The sequence below is a fragment of the Streptomyces sp. NBC_00212 genome, assembly GCF_045206365.1.
GTDB lineage: Bacteria > Actinomycetota > Actinomycetes > Streptomycetales > Streptomycetaceae > Streptomyces.
Genome location: NZ_CP108116.1, coordinates 23,437 through 41,728, shown reverse-complemented (window position 1 = coordinate 41,728; position 18,292 = coordinate 23,437). Strand labels below are relative to the sequence as shown.

Genomic DNA, 18,292 nt, shown 5'->3' with positions numbered 1-18,292 from the left:
TGCCCGATCCAGTAGGTGCCTCCTTCCGGGACCAGCCGGAACGTCTGCGCGAAGTCGACTGCCTCCGCCTCTACGCGAGATTGCAGCTCACCCTTTGACCTCGATGAGGATCGTGCCGTCCGCAGAGGCCTGAGCCCGCAGGCTGTGGTGATGGTGCGGAAGACGGGGTGAAGGGCCGTCAGGTCCGCTAACTTCCTGCTTGTGGACCAGCTGATCGTCGACGACCCGGCCCGGATAGGCCCGTACCGCCTCATCGCCCGCCTTGGCGAGGGTGGTATGGGGCGCGTCTATCTTGCGCGGTCCGATATTGGAAGGACCGTTGCGGTCAAGGTCGTTCAGGCCGAGTTCGCCCAACACCGCGAATTCCGCCGGCGGTTCGCGCGTGAGGTGGGTGCGGCGCGGCGGGTGGGCGGGGCCTGGACTGCGGATGTGCTTGATGCGGATACCGAGGCCGAGGTGCCGTGGGTGGCGACCCAGTACATCCCGGGGCCCGATCTGCATACCGTGGTCGCCAAGGACTTCGGGCCGCTGCCCGAGCACTCGGTCCGTGTTCTGGCCAACCGGCTCGCTCTTGCTCTGCACGCCGTGCATGACGCGGGGCTCATCCATCGTGACCTCAAGCCGTCCAATGTGCTGGTCACCGTCGACGGGCCCCGCGTCATCGACTTCGGCATCGCGCGGGCTCTGGACAGCCTCGCCGGGGACAGCCTGCACACCCGTACCGGCATGCTGATCGGCTCGCCCGGCTTCATGTCGCCCGAGCAGGTGCGCGGCCTCGAACTCGCTCCAGCCAGCGATGTGTTCTGCCTGGGTGCCCTGCTGGTGTACGCGTCCACGGGGCGCCTCCTCTTCGGCGCCGCGGACACCGGGCTCAATGCCCACCTCTTCCGGATCGCGGAGGAGGAGGCGGATCTGACCGGTGTACCGGAGTCGCTGGTTGATCTCGTACACGAGTGCCTCCACAAGTCACCCGCCGAGCGGCCCACACCCCAGCAGGTGGCAGCACGCACGTCGACTGATCAGGTGGAGGAATGGCTTCCCGGGACGGTACTGGCCCAACTCGGGCGCCATGCCGCCGAGTTGCTGGACTTCGCTCCCGAGCCACCTGCTGCTCCGCCCGTCCCGGCTCCCCGAACCGATCAGCCGGCGCCTCTGCCGTCCGCGCATGCTCCGACAACTCCGGTGGTCCCCGTCGAGCCGGTGGGCCTTGTTCCCGCGCAGGGGTTCGGGCCGCCGGTGCCGAATCCGTACGCCAGCACCGAGCCGTCCGCCTCACGCTACGCCTCACCTCCGGTTGCTGCCGCCGACGTACAGGGGCCGCATCCCCTGCGCTCGCGGGGGCTGGTGGTGATCACGCTGGCGCAGCTGCTTGCGCTGGTCGGCGCGTTGAATCTCTTGGAGTCGCCCGTCCGGAGCTTCTTCCACCTGAGTATTTTCATGATGAGGTTGATGGACCTCGTGTATGCCGTCCCATTCGCCGGGCTGCTCCTGTTCGGGGGGCGGATCGCGGATCGGGTGGGACGCAAACGGGCATTGATCATCAGCCTGATCGGTAGCGCGGCGGGCTTCACACTCGGTGGCTTTGCCTTCAACTTCGTGATGCTGTCCACGGCCTGTGTGCTGCAAGGTATCTTTGCCGCGCTGCTGCTGCGATCATCGCTGTCTCTGATCTCCGCCTCCTTCACCGAGCCGAAGGCGCGGGAGCGGGCCTTCAAGGTCATGGCCAGCGTCTCTGTCGGCGGCTTGGCGATGGGGATGCTCGTGGAGAGCTGGTTGGTCGACGCCACGTCCTGGCGTGTGTGTCAACTCGCCAACATCCTGTTCACCGCGATCATCGTGGTCGGCGTGGCCACCCTGGTGCACGACCGCTCGGGCCAGAGCGCGGCGTGACTTGGCGCGGTCCTGGTACCCAGCGGGCTCCTCGCTCTCGGCGCCAACATGACCGCGATGTGCGGCTGGGCCGAAGTCCGAAGAGTGCGGCGCGTTTGGAGTGACCACGCTCCACAGCCGCAAGACACGGGTTTGACCTGCACGGTTCAGCAGACCTATGCCCTCGCCGACCAGGCGTCCGGGACCTCGTGTGGGTGGCGTGGCCGACGCGGCCGAGGTCACCGCAGGATGCGGGAACTTCGTCACTCCAGAAGAGCCGCACCCATGAGGGTTTGCCGGTCTCATCCGGGTGGCCTCGCTCGTCTGTGGGAAGACCGCGTTGCCGCGGATGGACAGGGACCCGCCCGGGTTCCGGGCCGCGGGATGACGCGGGGAACAGGAACGGGAGTGCGCTCATGCCTTCGTCCACCCTGGGATCCCTTCGGACATCCACTGTGACCCGCCGGCCGCGCAAGGGGATGCGCCGCCGGTTCACCACGCTGGCCTGCTCGTTCGTGCTCGCGGCGGCCGGCCTGTTCACCCTGGCCGGGCCCGCGCAGGCCTCCTCCACCATGTCGGTGTCCTCCGCCAGTGTCCCGGCGGGCGGCACCTTCACCATCAGCTTCACCGCCACCCGGGACTTCGACTCCTCGCGCTCCGGCATGGGGTTCTTCGCCGGCAGCAGCTCGCTGGGCAGCTTGGACTCCTTCACCACCGTGGTGTCCTGCAACGGGCCCGTCGCCGGCCCCTGCGCCACGCTCGCCGGTCTCGGCTACATCGTCCCCACCGGCCCCGTCCCCGTCGGCACCACCGTGTCCGGGTCCCTGACCCTGCGGGTGAACGCCGGCACCCCGGCCGGGAGCTTCGCCGTGCGCTACCAGTTCGACGGCGAGGCCACCGCGACCGGCCCGACCGTCACCGTCACCGCAAGCCCTGCCGACCAGATCACCGCCCTGCATGCCCTGGTCGACAGCTTCGGCCTGCCGGCCGGTACTCAAAACAGCCTGGACGCCAAACTCCAGGACGCCCTCACCGCGGTCAACAACAACCAGACCGCCGCCGCCTGCACCGCCCTCACCGACTTCATCAACGAGGTCAACGCCCAGGACGGCAAGAAGATCCCCACCGACCAGGCCCAGCAACTCCGCACCTCCGCAACCGCGATCCAAACCAACCTGGGCTGCTAGGCGCGTTTCAGTCGAGCGGCTGGTGCTCCTGCCGAACTTCGGTCGGCAGGAGCACCAGCTCCCGTGGCGCGTGCCGCTTCTGGATCTCTCCTGGGTGTGTGGGGTCCTCTTCAGGATCGACATGGGCGTTCTGTGATGGTTCGCCGGATTTCAGGGTGAGTTGGGGTCCGGGGTGGCAGGTGCGGGCTGGGCGGGGATGAACAGGCCGGGTTCGGCCTCGGTGAGGATGTCGCGGTCGACCAGGCCTCTGAGCTTGGCGCGGACGCTCTCGGTGTGCCGCGGTTCGGTGCCGATGCCCAGGATTTCGCAGATCTCCCTGGCGCGGAGCCCGTGTCCGGCCTGTTCGAAGGCGGCGAGGACCTCGCGGTAGCCGGGCGGCAGCGGCTCGGGCGGCTCGATGCCGTCCTCGGCGGCCAGTTCCAGCATGGTTGCGCGGGTGATGCCCAGGCGTTCCAGGGTGCGTTCGGCGGCGGCGAACTGTTCGGTGAGAAGTGCGATCTGCTCACACAGCTTCCCGGCCGTCTCGCGGACCAGCTGCTGCCGAGCCTCGATCTTGTCCAGGAGATGCTTCATCGGCGCTCCTGCTCTTTGGAGGGCGCCGGCCGCTGGTCGGGCGGGTCGCGCCAGGTCGCGGTGGTGGTGCGGGTGAGACGGCGGAGCATGACGTCGGTCATGGACCCGTGGATCCATGCCACCGAACTCGCCGGTCTGGTCTCGTAGTCACGCGCGAGACGCCTGTGCAGCATCGAGTACCGGTACGTAGCCTGACCTGCCGCAGTGACTTTTCGAGCCCCAGAGGGTCACCGCAGCGCGATGTGGCTGGTGTGCAGTGGTGAGTTCAGAGGCATCGCGATGGTACTTCGCCCGATACTGCCGTTATGCCAGATGCGATTCGGTTGCACGGCCGGCTGGTCCGGCTGGAGCCCATGGCCCCCGCGCACGCCGACGGACTGCTGCAAGCGGCAGTTGCGGACCGGACCACGTTCCAGTACACCTACGTTCCCGCCGACCGGGTCGCAGTGCACCGCTACATCGACCGCGCTCTGGAAGACGGAGAACTCGGTCTGGCCGTCACCTACACGCTGGTCTCCACCGCGGACGGACAGGTCGTGGGCACGAGCCGGCTGCGCGAGCTGGAGTACTGGAACGCGGGGGTCTGGCCGCCGCGCCCCGGCCACCTCAACCCCGACGGCATCCCCGACGCCGCCCAGATCGGCTCCACCTGGCTCACCCCCGCAGCCCAGCGCACCGGCATCAACACCGAGGCCAAACTCTTCCTGCTCCACCTCCCCTTCGACACCTGGCAGGTCCACCGCGTCTCCCTGCACACCGACACCCGGAACCAGCGCTCACGCCGGGCCATCGAACGCCTCGGCGCCCACCACGAAGGCACCCGCCGCGCCCACTTCAAGGCCACCGACGGCGGCATCCGCGACTCCGCCCTCTACTCCCTGCTCCACCACGAATGGCCGGCCGTACGCGACCGCCTCCAGGCCCGTCTCACCGCACCACACCCGCTGCCGGATGATCGGTCGGCCTCAGGCTCGCCGAACAGGCCGGTGACCAGGCACTGACCACAAAGATGAGCTCGCCCACCGCGGGAGGGGGACGAGTGCCCCCTTGAACGCGTCAGTCCTCATGGTGCGGTTCGTGCGTCACGGCCTCTTCCACCGTGGCGGCCGGGCGGAGAACCGTGCAGAGCCCTGTTGCCCGTAGTAGCCGCAGGTGCCACGGGTGTGTGCAGACCAGCCCGATGGTGCCGCCGGTGTGCAGGGCCCGGTGGCGGGCGCGGCAGATCAACGTGAGGGTTGTGCAGTCGAGGAAGAGGGCGGGCCGCAGGTCAATGATCATGCGGGCACCCGCGGTTGAGGTTGCTGCGTCCAAGTGTTCCCGGACTGCGGGAGCCGAGCACACATCGAGCTCGCCGTGGAGCTCCACCACGGTGAAACCGTCCAGGGTGTAGGTGCGTGCGCTCCCCTGTGCTGCCGGGACCTGTTCCACGTGCGTAGGTTGAGTTTCGTCGGCCATGACCGTCCCCCGGTTGAACAGGCCCCGCATCGACGGGGCGTGGCTGGCTCAGACAGCCACCGGGGTCTGGAGTGACACCGACCCACGGTAGAGAGGCACGTGGGTGCAGAAACGTGCAGGCAGTCGCTGATTCATCCGTGTGAGCGGTGCTGGCTCCAGCAGCCCGCGCGGCCTCGCTCCTGCCCGATAGGGTCATCGGCCAGCGCTATCAGGGGCCGGCGCGACCACCACTTCCCCCGCCGGTCGAGGCTGGTGGTCGTGGCCCTCGACCATGGGGCACTGGCTGCGGGCGTTTCCAGGTGCCTCCAGGTGCTCCTGCTGGCAACCCGGTGCGGAGCGGGCGGCGTTGGTGAGGCTGTAACCGGCCAACAGGGGCCCAGGCAGCCGCTTCTCCGCGCAGGAACAGTGGTGGGGATCTGCGTCGAGAAGCGGCGAGAGATGGCGGGGGAAATGGTGGCGAACGACGGTCACCACGATTACATGGCCGAAAGTCATGGGGCACAGTTCCGGCGTCGGCGTATCCGCCCTACGTTGCTTACAGAGGGGTGCAGTCCACCCGCTGTCAGTGCTCCGACGGGTGACTGCACGCTGTAGCTGTTCTCCCGGACCCCGAGGCGGCACACACACCAGGACAGACAGGCCAGCTGGAGCCGCAGCACCGACACGGCGGCTCCAGACCATGCCCGTCCGGTGACTTCAGGGCAGGGATTCCCGCATCCCCGCCGCCGGAAGGGCGCCTCGCGCAGGGGACGTTGGAGGGGAGCTCACCGTTCCCCGCGCATCAGGCCGCCGCGCTCCTTCAGCCGGGGCGGCGGCCGTCCCGGGCACTCACACCCAGCATCCCACCGCGCTGCCGAACAGGAGCAGTACTCGCGCGCCCAAAGCACAACCTTGGTGCACAACAGCGGACTTGGATCTGGCCGGGCCGCGGGCCAGGACTTATCAGCCCCTCTGCGCTCAGCCCGGACGACTGAACCAGCCATCATCCGATTCGAATGAAGCGGTCTAGGTTGCAGCTTGCCACGCCTGCCCGAGCAGCTCGCCGACCCCAAGTGCGCCGAGCGGGCTGATGGGGCACGGTAAGGGGATCTTCGCCTCGGGATGACAGTCATGGAGAGCCGGGGACTGGTGTTGCGCCCGGCCGTGCCACAGCCGTTGGGTGACGGTCAGGGGCTGCCGCTGTCGGGAGTGCGTATTCCCCGGGGCTGCGCCGGGATGCGCCTGCCCCAGCTGAACCGGTTTACGTCCTGGGCCCGTTGAGCAGACTGCGGCACGAGGTTCCCGGACAGGGCATCTCGTACGGATGCGGCTGACGCGCTACGGATCGCGTCGTACCAGGGGCTGTTCGCCGTGTACAGCGGTTCAGGGTCCGGCGCGAGGGGCGGGGCGTAGCGTGGTGGGCGGTTTGATGTGCACCGGCGCGGGCGGTGAGGGGGGTGCGGCGAGTGCCGGGTCGTGGCGTGTACTCGTCTTCCTGGGATGCCGGATTTGGTGGAACTCTCGCAGGGCGACGCGGCACCGGGGGTTTTGACGGTCCTCATGGGCAGTCCGGCCCCGGGGGAGGGGAGCGGCTCGTGTCGGGGCGTGGCCTTGATGTGGGGGTTCGGTCTTCGTCTGGTGCTTCGCCGGTCTGCTCGTCTTGGTCATCGCGCTGTTCGCCGCCGGCTGCACGTTCAAGCCGGGCGGGACGGCGCTTGGGGAGGGAGAACCATCCATGTCACGCTCGTACTTCAGCTGGATCGGCTCACACCGTCGTAGCCTGGCCGTGGCCTCGGCCTGCGCCCTCGGCGCGGTCGGCACACTGGCCCTCACCGGCTCCGCCGGTGCCAGCGGCGCGCCCGCGCATCCCGCGGTCCAGCAGTCCTGCAGCACGGCCACGCTGACGGGCACGTATCTCTTCGCCGGTGAGGGCTGGACCGTTGCGGGCGGTCAGGCCACACCGGGCGCGTTCGCGGGCACCGAACACTTCGACGGCAGCGGTGCGGTGCAGGGCACGAACACGTTCAGCGCGAACGGCACGGTCACCCGTGGCAGCCACTTCACCGGTACCTATACTGTCGCCCCGGACTGCACCGGCACCCTCACCATCGCGGGCGCCCTGCACTTCGACATCTACCCCGCAGCCTCGGGGGACAGCTTCGTCTACATCCAGACCGATCCCGGCTCGGTGAGCGCCACCACCGAACACCGCGCCACCCGCGCCTGAACACCCCGGGCCGGGCCCCGCGGCCAGGCACTTCCCCGGCCTCGCACCACGGTCGTCCGCCAGGAACTGCACACCCGCCTCGGCTTCACCGGCGTCACCGTCACCGACGCCCTGGAGGCAGGCGCCCTGAACGCCGTCGGCACCGCGGGCCAGCGGGCGGTGGCCGCCGGGACGGACCTGCTGCTGTGTTCGGCTCGCGACGCCCCCCAGGGCGAAGCCGCCGCCACCGCCCTCGTCGACGCCCTGAACACCGGCCGGCTCGATCCCGCCCGGTTCAATGTCGCCGTCAACCGCACCACCGTCCCACGCGCCACCTTGCACTGACACCGGAGACGGCCGACGGTCGGCACCCGGATCGGCCGCCATTCCACAACCGGCCAGCCGGCCCTCGGGAACAGGCCAACCGGCCCACCAGTCGGCCCCGCTCGGCCCCTGCCCAACCGGAGGTACAGCGAGGAGAGTTGAGGCAGGCTCGAAGATTATGGCGGCCGTACTCCTCTCCCGCGCCGGTCGGCCAAGTCTTCGTGCCGGAAGGGGCGTTGTCCCGAACCGGACCGATGGGGCCGGAGCGTTCCGGGGCTGTCTGCTGGCACCCCGGATCGCCGGAGAGGACGTCCGGGCGCGGGAACGTCGCGGAGGGGAGCCGCGCCGTTCCCGTACTTGTGGCCGCCGCCGGTACTCTCCCGCACCGGCGTTGGCCAAGGTACCGACCGGACGAAACCCTGCTGATCCCGATCAGCGGCAGGCCGGGAATGTTGATCGCAAGTCCTTCACGGAAGACGGTCGTCATCGAGATGCTGGGTGCGAGGGAGGTAACCGCCTTCGGGCGCGGTGAACGTCCGGTGTGCTCGCGTCCCGAAAAGTGTGGGTACGGCTCGACGTTCCGGCTGCACCCGCGATGTTCGATACCCGGGTGTCAGCGTGCGGTGGGCAAAGCGGTGTGACTGCGTCCCGCGAAGGGCTGGGCTGTGCTCCAGGCGGAGCCGCCGTCGGAGAAGCGGCGGCCCCCGCTGCCTCCGTCGGCCGGCGGGGCGTGAAGCATCCGACGCACAGCAAGGGGAGGGCGATGATGGGACAGCGCAATGTGGGCATGCCGCCCGCGCTGTATCTGCGGGAGATGAACGAGGCGGCGCAGTACGTCTTTGGCAAGGGCATGCCGTTCTTCGTCGGGGCGCACTACCGGTGGTTGAGGCGGTACGACAGGGCCTGGCGCGGTACGGCGGCGGATGCGCCGGGGCAGACGCTGGCGATGCTGCGCCGCTCGATGTCACCGGGTCGCACCGGCCGCATCGAGCGGTGGCTGTCCCGTCTGCTGGAGAGCGCGTACGTCCGCGACTCCACCCGTGCCTACAAGGCCCTGACGATCCTGCCGTTGGCCGCGGCGTTCGTGTCGCGCTTCACGGTCTCGATCGTCAAGAGCCTGTGGAACGTCGTCGGGGGAGGTGTCCGGACCGCTCCGCCTCTGGTGGCCGCCGTGGTCGTGGTCTTCGCAACCGGCGACGGGTGGCGGCTTCTGGCGCGGGGCTTCGGTCTGCGATTCGCCCTCTTCGAGGCGCTCTTCCTCGGTATCGGACTGGCCTTCCTGGCCCGTCTCGACTACTGGCGCGACATCGAAGCACGGACGGAGGCGGACCAGGAGGCACTCCTGAAGGGCATCGACAGCGACGCGCTGCACGACCTCGTGCGGCGCGGGGCCGCGCCGTTCCCCATCGTCCAGCCGGACACCGCCGGCGGGCGGCGCGCGGTGCGGGCCGGATACTTCATGCTCCTCGTCAGCTCCCTGCTGGGCAGCGCCGTCGTCGTGTCGCTGAGCCTGATCATCGTGGGCGTGATCCTGATCGGTGCGTCCGAAACGGTGGAACTGACCGGGAGTGCCGCACACCTCTACTGGCGGATCCCCGGCACCGAGCTCGTACTCACCCGTGAACTCGTCTCGCTGTCCCTGAGCCTCGGCGCCTTCGCCGCCCTCTTCCTGGTGGCGAGCCAGCACCCCGAGGACCGGGCCGCGTACCTGCACAGGGCGCTGTTCCGGCTGCGCCGGGCCCTCGTGGTGTATTCGGTGTACCGCAGGGCCCAGGAACACGCGCCGTCCTGGACCGGGGTCCCGAACCGAGCCTGTTGAGCCGGTTCACCGTGCCGGCCTCCGGCTTCACCACAAGTGCCGCGGTGGAGCCGGACACCAAGGATCCCCTGGAAATACCTCCGCACGACGTCCCAAACCACAGCACCGTCCACGCCTACAACACGGCCTGGCGCGACGAGGGAATCGTCGCCCGACTCAACTACGACCTCACCGGACTGGCTCGGGTAAAGGAGGGCCGCAAGCCCGAACCGGCCGCCTCCGTGATCGACACCGCGCCTGCCGAAATCTTCATTGGGCAGCTCAAGCGACGTGTCGGTACTCGTGGATGACCCCGCCGAGTCGGTCATGCCGGCGGCTCAGACCCTGTGGGGCTCGGAAAGTCATCGCTGCGGGTCAGCTCCCGCTTCGGGCCGTGACAGCGGTGGCTGGGATGCTGCCCGGATGATCGTGTTGCTGCTGTACCGGGTCACCCGCGCCCTGCTCGCCCTCCCCTCTGTCGTGCTGCGCCGGGAGACTGCGAAGGACGCCGAGCTGCTGGTGCTGCGGCACGAGAACGCCGTCCTGCGGCGGCAGTTGAAGGGACCGGTCCGTTACGAGCCCGCCGATCGGTTCTGGCTCGCGGCCCTGTCCTCGCTCATCCCGCGTCGCCGCTGGGCCGACGCCTTCTCCGTCACCCCCAAAACGCTGTTGGCCTGGCACCGCAGGCTGATCGTCAAGAAGTGGGACTACTCCGCCCGCCGCGCTCACACCGGACGCCCGCCCACCGCGGCCGCACTCAAGAAGCTGGTGCTGCGGATGGCGAACGAGAACCCGCAGTGGGGCCATCGACGGATCCAGGGCGAGCTCGCGTGGCTGGGGCATCCGATCGCCCCGTCCACCGTCTGGGAGATCCTCAACGCCGCGGGCATCGCCCCCGCCCCGCGCCGCTCCGGCCCCAGCTGGCGAGAGTTCCTCACCGCCCAGGCCGAAGGAATCGTCGCCGCGGACTTCTTCCACGTCGACACCGCGCTCGGCGCGCGCCTGTACGCGATGGCCTTCCTCGAACTCGGCACCCGGCGCCTGCACATCACCGGCGTCACCACCCATCCCACCGGCGCGTGGGCAGCCCAGCAGGCACGCAACCTCGCCGCCGATCTCGACACCCGCATCGAGTCACTGCGCTTCCTGCTGCGCGACCGCGACACCAAGTACACCGCGCCCTTCGATGCCGTCTTCGAGGCCGAGGGCATAGACGTTCTACTCAGCGCGCCCCGCGCGCCCCGGATGAACGCCCACTGCGAACGCGTAATCGGCACTATCCGCCGCGAAGCCCTCGACCACGTCCTGATCCTCAACGAAGCCCACGCCGACCGCATCTTGTCCGAGTACCAGGACCATTACAACGGGCACCGGCCCCATCGGGCCCGCGATCAGCGACCACCGAACGCCCTGGAGCATCCCGCCACCGTGACCGACCTACAAGGCCGCAGACTCCTCCGCACCCGGCTCCTCGGCGGCACCATCAACGAGTACCGGTACGTAGCTTGACCTGCCGCAATGACTTTTCGAGCCCCACAGGACCGTCTTGACGGTGATGTCGAGGTACTTCTTCGCCCAGGGAATGAGCCCGTTCTTGGCGTAGGCGGAGTCGGCCCAGCCGATCGCGATCTCCGGGTGCATCAGCGCGAGGCGGAACAGCAACTCCCGTGCGACCAGGGAGTCCTGGGCATTGGCCGGGGTGACCATGACCAGCAGGACGAGGCTGCGGTGGTCGCAGATCAGGTGCCGCTTCCTGCCATTGATCTTTTTCCGCCGTCCCACCCCCGGGTCGCTTTGCTCACGGTCTCGGACGCCTTGACCGACTGACTGTCCACGATCACTGACGCCGTCTGGGGTGTCTTGCCCGCGGCGAGACGGATGCGGCGGCGGAGCTGGTCACGGATGACGCACAGGACGCCGGCGGCGGCCCATCTCCTCGCGAACCCGTAAATCGTGCGCCAGGGCGGGTAGTCGACGGGCATACTGCGCCACTCTATGCCGTTATCAACCAGATAGCGGATGCCGTCGACGATCTCCCGGCGTGGCCACTTCTCGGGCGCGCCGCCCGTGAGGGTCTTGCAGGCCGGAGTCGGCAACAGCGGCTCGATCAGCGCCCATTCCGCGTCGCTCATGTCCGAGGGATAGCGGGAAGCACGCAGGTGAGAAGGCCAAAGGGCCGGCCCGGAGGGGATCCGCGGACGGGCGGACCGGACCGGCCCCTTGGCCTTCTTCACGGCGGACCACCTCCTCTCTTGTGGGTTACTGGTTCCGTGGGTGGGCGATCATGTCGAGGGAACTCTGAACGGCGTTCATCTGGGCGCTGAAGTAGGCCACCCAGCGGCTCTTGGGGAAGAGCCGGGCATGCCTGGCCAGGATCCCGTTGATCACGCTGGTGATCTGCGTGGACTTCACCTCGGCCCAGTCCCTCTCCCACGCCTCCAGCTCTACTGCGTCCTCGCAGAAGTGGTAGCCCGCCTTGAACGACCACGGCAGCGGCGGCCACCCCTTCTCACCGGCGAGTTCGTGGTAGGCGGCCAGCCCCCGCACGATCTGCGACCTGGACAGTTCGGTGACCGCCGTCAGCCGGGACTTCTTCAGCCCGGCCGGGGCGACCTCCATCAACGCCAGGCGGATCGCGTCCGCGTGCCGTGCGGCCGTGGGTGAGCGGCGCCGGTCGCGCTCCCTTCTGGAGCGCGCCATGGCTACTGGCCTCGCAGGAGCCGGGCCAGGGCCGCATCCACGTCCACGTCGCCGGTTTGAGCGGCGTGCTCGATCCACTCGAGCGCGGCGCGCACCCGGGCGACGTTCTCGCCAAGGACGGCCTGTTCGTCGCCGGACAGGGTGCGTCCGCGCAGGCCGGGAACGACCCGGTTGGTCGTGGCCACGAACGCGTGGCAGGCCCCGACCAGGTCCAAGAACTCCGCCGTCCGCTCAAAGTGCCTGATGGCAGGCGCGAGTTCGCTGGTGCGCTCGTACTCCTCGCGGGCCTGGCGGCCGCGTTCGATCTGGGCGTGGTTGACCGACTGCCTCGCGCGGTCATCGTTATCCGAACTACGAATGGCGTGAGGTAGTTGAGCTGGGCAGATCTCACGCCGCTTGAGAACACGGACTGTGTTGTTTGTCGGTGTGACTGCTCAGACACCTATAGCCCGAGCGCCGATCGCTGAGGCAATCCCCGCGAGAGCGTTGAGCGCAAAGTCACGTACTGCGGTGTGATCCTTTGACGGTGGCGTTCTGTCTGTGACGCCGCTGACTCCATATGCCGGATCCTCCATAGCTTCCTCCAAGTCCCGGGTCATACGCTCGACAATCTCGCCCAGTGTCAACGTTCTAGCACCCGTGGCTTGTTCGGTTACCTGCCCTGAGATTGTGGATGCCCAGTCAATCGTGGGATCACCACGGTCAGGAAGGTAGCCATTGACGAGCACAAGGTCAGTCCCACCGGAATATTCCCAGCGACGCTCTGACGACTGCCCGATGCGTTTGCGCAACTCGTTGAAATCTCCGGCATTGAAATACCAGTTATCCGCGTAGGTTTGGCCAACAGGACGGGCTCCGGTCTGGCTTTCAAAGCTATATCCTTGCGTCGACCTGTAGTAGCCAGGGAAGAATAGATCCCATGTGTTACCGGTCCGCAGATCGAAGTACTCGCCACGCATATCGAGCATCCGCATGGCATCACAGTCCGGAGGGGCAAACAGGAAGGCGAGGGCGATGGAGCCACCACGCCAGGTCATATTGACAGCATCCTCGTATTCTTGCTGCATTCGGGCACGAGTTGAATCCGATATGCCCCCTTGGGTCCGAGCGAGCTTTCGCCGATGCTTTCTCGCTAGGCGCCGTCGAGTAGCCTTAGCTTCCCTGCGCTGGATCTGCTGATGCTCTCTAATGCGACCCATCACCGTCCAGGCTCGAGTCGTGTCGCTATCTTCCCAGCCTGTCGCAGGCCACATGCCAGAAAGGGTAGCGTCGTTCACTTAAGCTTGCCAGCGTTCGCCAGTATCGCAATAAGCAGTGACGTCATTGCGGCCTGGTGATTACGGGCATGCCGAGGTCGGTGGGTCCACTTCGGCCGTTGTTGCGTATGCGTTCCAGGCTGCGATCGAGAGCGACGAGTTTCTCCTTGGCCTTGGTGCGGCTGACTTGGAGTCCTTGAACTTCACCGAGCCACCCATTCGTCCGTGCTTCCGCGATGCGTTCGGATAGGTTGCGGATAATCTCCACCAGTCGGGGCCGTTGTCGGGGAACGATCCGCAGCATCGGGCAGCGGATGCAGGATCCGCTGCCCGATGCTGAGCATCAACCCGAAGATGCTCCCCCGCCTGGACGAACTGGAAGAGGACCTCCTCGCCCGCCGTGAACGCGCCGTCGCCGAGGACTGGCGAGGTGAGATCGACGGCCTCGACCTCACCCTCACCTTCCTGCGCAGTAAGAGAGAACAAGCACGCCGCTTCGAGCGAACCGGCCCGGTCCCTCTCGGACTTCCCGCAGTTCCTCACCAGAACCCCCAGCTCACAGGAGGGTAATCAGGAGAGCGGAGACGAGAAGCGCGGTCTGTTGCAGGGCCTGATCGGTCAAATACATGCCGTTCATCCCCGCAGCCTTCAGCTCCGCGAAGCCCTTCGACCCGATGTGCTCCAACAGCCAGCCCACCGGCCACCGGCGATCGAAGAACGCGTGCGTCACCGCCGACACGGCGAGCCCCGCCGCCAGGCCGGTCCAGGACATCTGGAGCGGGAGAATGGCCCACACCAAGCCGAGTACCACGGCCATCACCAGGTGGTACTGGGCGACGTGCCCCAGGCACGCGCCCCAGCCCCGCCTCGGGCTCACGCCGTCGGCGACGGTGCCGCCTTGCTCCCTGCCTGGTGGTCACTCTGACCGAACACGTGGTCCGCGAGGTTGTGGCCGACGGCGAGCACAGCCCATACCGATCCGAACGTTGCAAGAGTGGCGACCTGCTCGATCGACGTCATCGGGCGCCCCCGGTGACCGCGTTGGTGCAGGGAAGCCCGAAAGCGTCATACTCAGCGCCGGAAGGTGCCGAGCTGATCGGGACGCTCTTATGACCCACCAAATACCCATGAGTATCGCGGCTGCCGAAATGGCGGCTGACACAACAGCTGCGTGGTTCACCCTTGCTGGTGCTCTTGGGGGCATTCTCCTCACCAGTGCCGTGGCCCTCACAACGGCGGTCTTGACCCACAGATGGCAGAGACAGGCCGCAGACGACCAGGGCCGCAAGGAGCGGGACCAACAACTGCGCCAAGACCGGCGCGAAACCTACGCGCGCTACTGGTCCGCCTGGAACCGTTTTGTCCACCAGCTTCGAAAACTCCAGCGGACTGCTCTGGAGCAACAGGGGAGTGGTGCACCGATCCCCACCGAACTCACCGAGCAGACGCAGGAGGCGGAACTCGGCTGGCGGGATGCTGCCGACGCTTTGTTCCTGATCTGCGGCCAAGACGTCTCCGGCGCAGCTGAGGCTCATATGTATGCCACGGAAGACAGACACCATGGCGCTGAGCAAGGTGAGTGGCTGTCGGGCCGCGGCACATACCGCAGGCTGAACGACGCCATGCGCAAAGAACTCCTCAAGCTGCCTTGACCACGCCGCTACTCCGTGCACGGCACATCGCGCATGAACGCCATCACAGCAACGGACCTCGGTGCAGGTCGGCATCCACCCGGAGGCCGGCCTGTGCAGCGAGATGCTCCGGGCCCGCCCCAAACCAGCCCGGGGCGTCTCCGGCTCCGGCCGGAGCCGGAGACGCCCGCACCTGCCGTGTCTAATGGATGGCCCGAAGAGCCGGTCCCGCCCGGCGAAGCGGTTCACTTCCCAAGCGCGCAGCGCTTGGGGTCCCGCTCCGACTACGCAGGCGTCCTGCAGGACCTCGCCGCACAGCCACCTCTTGTTCCGTCTGTGCCCTCGGTGCGCTGTTCAAAAGCGTCAGGCCGTGTCGTTGTGGGAGGTGAGGAGGTGCAGGACGTTGGCGTCTGCATGGGCGCGTTTGGCGTATTCGGCACTACGAGCCTGACTAGAGGCGTAGTTCAGGCGTTCCTGCTGCTTTTTCAGCTGGCTCTCACAAGCGTCGAGGATCTCGCCCCAGGTGACGACGCGGATGCTGATCCGGCCGTCATTTTGGATGAGGCCGCTGCCTTCTCCGTAGCTCTCGATCATCCACCGTACGACGTCATCGATGGTGTTGCCGATGAGCCAGAAGTCCCATTTGGTACGGTCGTCGTGGCTGTAGCGTTCGTCCTTGCTCACGGTGAAGGCGTAGGAGCGGACCTGCGCCACTTCCTTCTCAGCCAGGGTCACGCTGGGCCTTTTGAGTTCGACAACCAGATGGCGCTTGTTCTGGCCGGCGCCGGCTACGGCGGAGAACATCAGGTCCAGACGGCCGCCGCGGCCGTCCGCGCGCCGCACCTGCTGGCGGGGCACACCAGGGCTTCGGCCCAGAGCCCGCTCCAGAGCCTCGGTCAAGCCGACCTCGGAGACGGCGCTGGCGTACTCGTCGCCGAAAACCCACAACTCCTTCTCCAGCATGCGGTGGAGCTGGTCGACTTCCCGCATGACGGTGCGGGACTGGGGCTCGAACAGCAGCGACCGCAGCATGCCGAGGAAGTCGATGCGGTCGACGGCCTGGGCATTGGCCGCGACAAGGTTCGTCAGCGGCGTCCGCTCGACGAGATCCTCCAGGCGCTCCTTCTGCGCCCCGCTCAGTCCAAACAGCTCGTCGAGAACCTTGGGCATGGCGTGGGGCTGACGACGCAGCGCCTCACGCAGCAGTACCAGCTGAGTGCGTCGGGCTTGCCGGGATCCCTGCAGGTGCCGGCTGACCAGAGTGGCTACGGAGTCGAATGCCTCTCTCTCGGCGACATCCACCGGCACGGTCGGCTCACCGGTGTAGGGGTATACCCCTTCCTCGATCCACTGTGCGATCAGTTCCTTCGCCCGGTCGCGCTCACGTTCGCGGAAGTACGACCGCAGCCTCACGCGCGCTGCCTCCACCGTGCGACCCAGCGGGGAATCGGAGTGTTCGAACTCGCCTTCCAGCATGTCGTGGTCGGTGAGACCCGCGAACTTGTCCCACAGGACGTACGCGGTGAAGTCGAAGTCAGGGGCCTGGATACCGGCCCGGAGGGTGATCCGATGCACCCCCACCGCGTCGCAGACAAGCAGCTCTCTTCGCGGAGGCTTCGTCTTCCACTCCACGATCCGCAGCACGGGCCCAGGGCCTTCCGCCTCAGAGCCGAGCTTGAGCGGTTCCTCGTACTGGTGGCGGATGACCTCGCTCAGATCGAGCAGTTCGCCGCACCACCAGACTTCCGCCATCGGGTGCTCAAATACATCGCCAGCCGCCCCGTCAGCTCCCCCTTCATGGACTGCAGGGTCAGCCGCTCTTTGCGCTGGGCGTGGCCGGTCAGGCGGACGATCGTTCCCGTGCCCTCGGAATCGGCTCGACCGCGATCATCGACGTCGAAGTCGCTGTCGCCGTCCTGGAAACGGATGACGACCTTGGACCGGCCGTCCGGTCCGTCCGAAACGGAAGTCCAACTGGCACTCGACCCGAGGGCCAGCACCCTGAAACGGCCGTACCCGTGCCGGCCATGAAGCTGCCTGCCGCTTTCGGTGCCGGCAGCACCCCGCTTCCACGAACCTCCCATCCCCTTGAATGCCGTCTCAACGGAGGAAGAGGGAATGCCCTGGCCGTTGTCAGTCACCACGACAGCCGACACCCCGCCGAGATCGTCAAACTCCAGGTTCACCCAGACCTCGGTGGCGTCGGCATCGAGGCTGTTCCAAACAAGCTCCTCAACAGCCCCCAGAGGGTCGGTGCGACGGGCAACCTTCTCGATGAAGTCGGGGCGCACTTCCACAGGAATCCGCATGAACGAAGAATGCCATCGCCTAGGCTCTGAGCCGAGCCCAGTCGCACAGCCTGCGAATCGAACTACGCCCATTCGACTCCCAGCTGCGCGAGTGCGTCCAGCTGCTCCTGGGTGAGTTTGTGGCGCCGGGTTTTGGTGTTGGAGATCCATACGCCGAGCTTCACGGCCATCGGCTCCGCCTCGCCGTCGACCCTGATCTCTTCGCTGTGGCCGCGTGGCACTGGCCGGTCCGCTCCTTCCCGTTCCACCCACTGGGCGAGGGCCAGCAGGCCTCGCTGGAACGCCTGTTGAGCCTTGCTCGGGCCCTTCGCCGCACGCCTGGCCGCGGGGGTGGGAGACGGTGCCTGGGCGGGCTGGACGTCCAGCTGGGACAGTCGCTCCTGCTGCTCGGTCGACAACTGCGCCCAGGTGCCCGGCTGTTTCTGCTGCTCCAGCCACTTGCCGATGTCGTCACCGTCCATCAGCACGCCGGGCTGGATCTCGGGGAGGCTGCCGTCGGCGTCGACCAGGTCCGCGAGGACGCGGTAGTGGCGCTCAACACCAGTCCAGCGGCCACGGGCAGTCCCAGTCCTTGTCGATCGCGGTGAGCTGCGCCGCGCGTACGGCGGCCCGCTCTGGGTTGTGATTGAGGGGTTCGCAGTTGGTGTGGTGGGTTGGGTGTGAGCTGTGGTGTTGATGATTTTTTGAGAAGAGGGAAGGGTGCTTCTGGGGTCCCTCCGGCGATGGTCAGAGGCTTCTGACCTGCGGTTGTTGGGTGTCTGTTGATAAGGCTGGTGTGGTGTTGGGGATGGTTTCTTGTACCTAATGGAACGGTGCGTGTTCGTGCTGGTCAGGGGCTTGCTGTGTGGTTGGGATGGCCGGTCGCTGGCGGGTGGGGCCGGGGAGTAGGTCGGTCATCGAGGCCGGGAGGACGGGGTGGCTGTGGAACGATCAGGGTGTAGTCCGGCGTGTCCTTGGGACGGTCAGCTCTCTGGTCGGGGCGCTGGTCTGGGCCGGCCGATAGGG

The 18,292-nt window shown here is 67.4% G+C and carries 17 protein-coding genes and 5 pseudogenes; 10 read left to right on the top strand and 12 right to left on the bottom strand.

The window, feature by feature from the left end; all coding sequences use genetic code 11:
- Positions 1-201 precede the first annotated feature (201 nt).
- Positions 202-1,890 (top strand): MFS transporter, encoded by a 1,689-nt coding sequence (locus OHA17_RS39940; protein ID WP_331721238.1) that lies wholly within the window; start codon positions 202-204, stop codon positions 1,888-1,890.
- 434 nt (positions 1,891-2,324) lie between these two features.
- Complete coding sequence (locus tag OHA17_RS39935; protein WP_331721237.1) at positions 2,325-3,056, top strand: FIMAH domain-containing protein; 732 nt, start codon at positions 2,325-2,327, stop codon at positions 3,054-3,056.
- 150 nt (positions 3,057-3,206) lie between these two features.
- On the opposite strand, the gene OHA17_RS39930 is transcribed toward OHA17_RS39935, so the two are convergent.
- Positions 3,207-3,629, bottom strand: coding sequence for a hypothetical protein (locus OHA17_RS39930; protein ID WP_331721236.1), 423 nt, complete (start codon positions 3,627-3,629; stop codon positions 3,207-3,209).
- Positions 3,626-3,802 (bottom strand): annotated as a pseudogene (locus tag OHA17_RS39925) (hypothetical protein); the annotation flags it as partial. The pseudogene OHA17_RS39925 and the gene OHA17_RS39930, both read right to left, overlap by 4 nt.
- A 132-nt stretch (positions 3,803-3,934) precedes the next feature.
- On the opposite strand from OHA17_RS39925, the gene OHA17_RS39920 reads away from it, so the two are divergent.
- Positions 3,935-4,630 carry a GNAT family protein gene (locus OHA17_RS39920; protein WP_331721235.1) on the top strand — a complete coding sequence of 232 codons (696 nt, stop codon included), beginning with the start codon at positions 3,935-3,937 and terminating at the stop codon, positions 4,628-4,630.
- Positions 4,631-4,685: 55 nt separating this feature from the next.
- On the opposite strand, the gene OHA17_RS39915 is transcribed toward OHA17_RS39920, so the two are convergent.
- Positions 4,686-5,057: an anti-sigma factor antagonist gene (locus OHA17_RS39915; RefSeq protein WP_406510957.1), complete on the bottom strand. Its 372-nt coding sequence runs from the start codon at positions 5,055-5,057 to the stop codon at positions 4,686-4,688.
- A gap of 1,741 nt (positions 5,058-6,798) precedes the next feature.
- On the opposite strand from OHA17_RS39915, the gene OHA17_RS39910 reads away from it, so the two are divergent.
- From OHA17_RS39910 to OHA17_RS39890, 5 genes and pseudogenes are all read left to right on the top strand, one after another.
- On the top strand, positions 6,799-7,290 hold the full coding sequence (locus OHA17_RS39910; RefSeq protein ID WP_331721233.1) for a hypothetical protein: 492 nt from the start codon (positions 6,799-6,801) through the stop codon (positions 7,288-7,290).
- A 63-nt stretch (positions 7,291-7,353) separates the two neighbouring features.
- Positions 7,354-7,614: pseudogene (locus OHA17_RS39905) on the top strand (glycoside hydrolase family 3 N-terminal domain-containing protein); the annotation flags it as partial.
- Positions 7,615-8,356: 742 nt separating this feature from the next.
- Positions 8,357-9,412, top strand: a complete 1,056-nt coding sequence (locus tag OHA17_RS39900; RefSeq protein WP_406510956.1) for a hypothetical protein — start codon at positions 8,357-8,359, stop codon at positions 9,410-9,412.
- 63 nt (positions 9,413-9,475) lie between these two features.
- Positions 9,476-9,645: pseudogene (locus OHA17_RS39895) on the top strand (IS5/IS1182 family transposase); the annotation flags it as partial.
- A 169-nt stretch (positions 9,646-9,814) separates the two neighbouring features.
- Positions 9,815-10,900 (top strand): integrase core domain-containing protein, encoded by a 1,086-nt coding sequence (locus OHA17_RS39890; RefSeq protein WP_331721231.1) that lies wholly within the window; start codon positions 9,815-9,817, stop codon positions 10,898-10,900.
- Positions 10,901-10,930: 30 nt separating this feature from the next.
- Here OHA17_RS39890 and OHA17_RS39885 read toward each other — a convergent pair.
- From OHA17_RS39885 to OHA17_RS39870, 4 genes and pseudogenes are all read right to left on the bottom strand, one after another.
- A pseudogene (locus OHA17_RS39885) lies at positions 10,931-11,550 on the bottom strand (IS5 family transposase); the annotation flags it as partial.
- Positions 11,551-11,650: 100 nt separating this feature from the next.
- Complete coding sequence (locus OHA17_RS39880) at positions 11,651-12,091, bottom strand: RacP protein (RefSeq protein ID WP_331721230.1); 441 nt, start codon at positions 12,089-12,091, stop codon at positions 11,651-11,653.
- A 2-nt stretch (positions 12,092-12,093) separates the two neighbouring features.
- Positions 12,094-12,450, bottom strand: a complete 357-nt coding sequence (locus OHA17_RS39875; protein WP_331721576.1) for a DUF6192 family protein — start codon at positions 12,448-12,450, stop codon at positions 12,094-12,096.
- Between the two features lie 75 nt (positions 12,451-12,525).
- Positions 12,526-13,158 carry a hypothetical protein gene (locus OHA17_RS39870; protein WP_406510955.1) on the bottom strand — a complete coding sequence of 211 codons (633 nt, stop codon included), beginning with the start codon at positions 13,156-13,158 and terminating at the stop codon, positions 12,526-12,528.
- A gap of 522 nt (positions 13,159-13,680) precedes the next feature.
- On the opposite strand from OHA17_RS39870, the gene OHA17_RS39865 reads away from it, so the two are divergent.
- Positions 13,681-13,917: a recombinase gene (locus tag OHA17_RS39865; protein WP_331721228.1), complete on the top strand. Its 237-nt coding sequence runs from the start codon at positions 13,681-13,683 to the stop codon at positions 13,915-13,917.
- Here OHA17_RS39865 and OHA17_RS39860 read toward each other — a convergent pair.
- Positions 13,904-14,164: a hypothetical protein gene (locus tag OHA17_RS39860; RefSeq protein WP_406510954.1), complete on the bottom strand. Its 261-nt coding sequence runs from the start codon at positions 14,162-14,164 to the stop codon at positions 13,904-13,906. The genes OHA17_RS39865 and OHA17_RS39860 overlap by 14 nt on opposite strands.
- Positions 14,165-14,220: 56 nt before the next feature.
- Entirely contained in the window at positions 14,221-14,367 is a 147-nt protein-coding gene (locus tag OHA17_RS39855; RefSeq protein WP_331721226.1) for a hypothetical protein, read from the bottom strand.
- Between the two features lie 107 nt (positions 14,368-14,474).
- Between OHA17_RS39855 and OHA17_RS39850 the strand changes: the two genes are divergently transcribed.
- Positions 14,475-14,999: a hypothetical protein gene (locus tag OHA17_RS39850; protein WP_331721225.1), complete on the top strand. Its 525-nt coding sequence runs from the start codon at positions 14,475-14,477 to the stop codon at positions 14,997-14,999.
- Positions 15,000-15,341: 342 nt separating this feature from the next.
- On the opposite strand, the gene OHA17_RS39845 is transcribed toward OHA17_RS39850, so the two are convergent.
- The 3 genes and pseudogenes from OHA17_RS39845 to OHA17_RS39835 form a co-directional block, all read right to left on the bottom strand.
- Positions 15,342-16,730 carry an ATP-binding protein gene (locus OHA17_RS39845; protein WP_331721224.1) on the bottom strand — a complete coding sequence of 463 codons (1,389 nt, stop codon included), beginning with the start codon at positions 16,728-16,730 and terminating at the stop codon, positions 15,342-15,344.
- Positions 16,691-17,287 carry an ATP-binding protein gene (locus OHA17_RS39840; protein WP_331721223.1) on the bottom strand — a complete coding sequence of 199 codons (597 nt, stop codon included), beginning with the start codon at positions 17,285-17,287 and terminating at the stop codon, positions 16,691-16,693. Before OHA17_RS39840 ends, OHA17_RS39845 begins: the two co-directional genes overlap by 40 nt.
- A 62-nt stretch (positions 17,288-17,349) precedes the next feature.
- A pseudogene (locus OHA17_RS39835) lies at positions 17,350-17,917 on the bottom strand (helicase associated domain-containing protein); the annotation flags it as partial.
- Positions 17,918-18,292 lie beyond the last annotated feature (375 nt).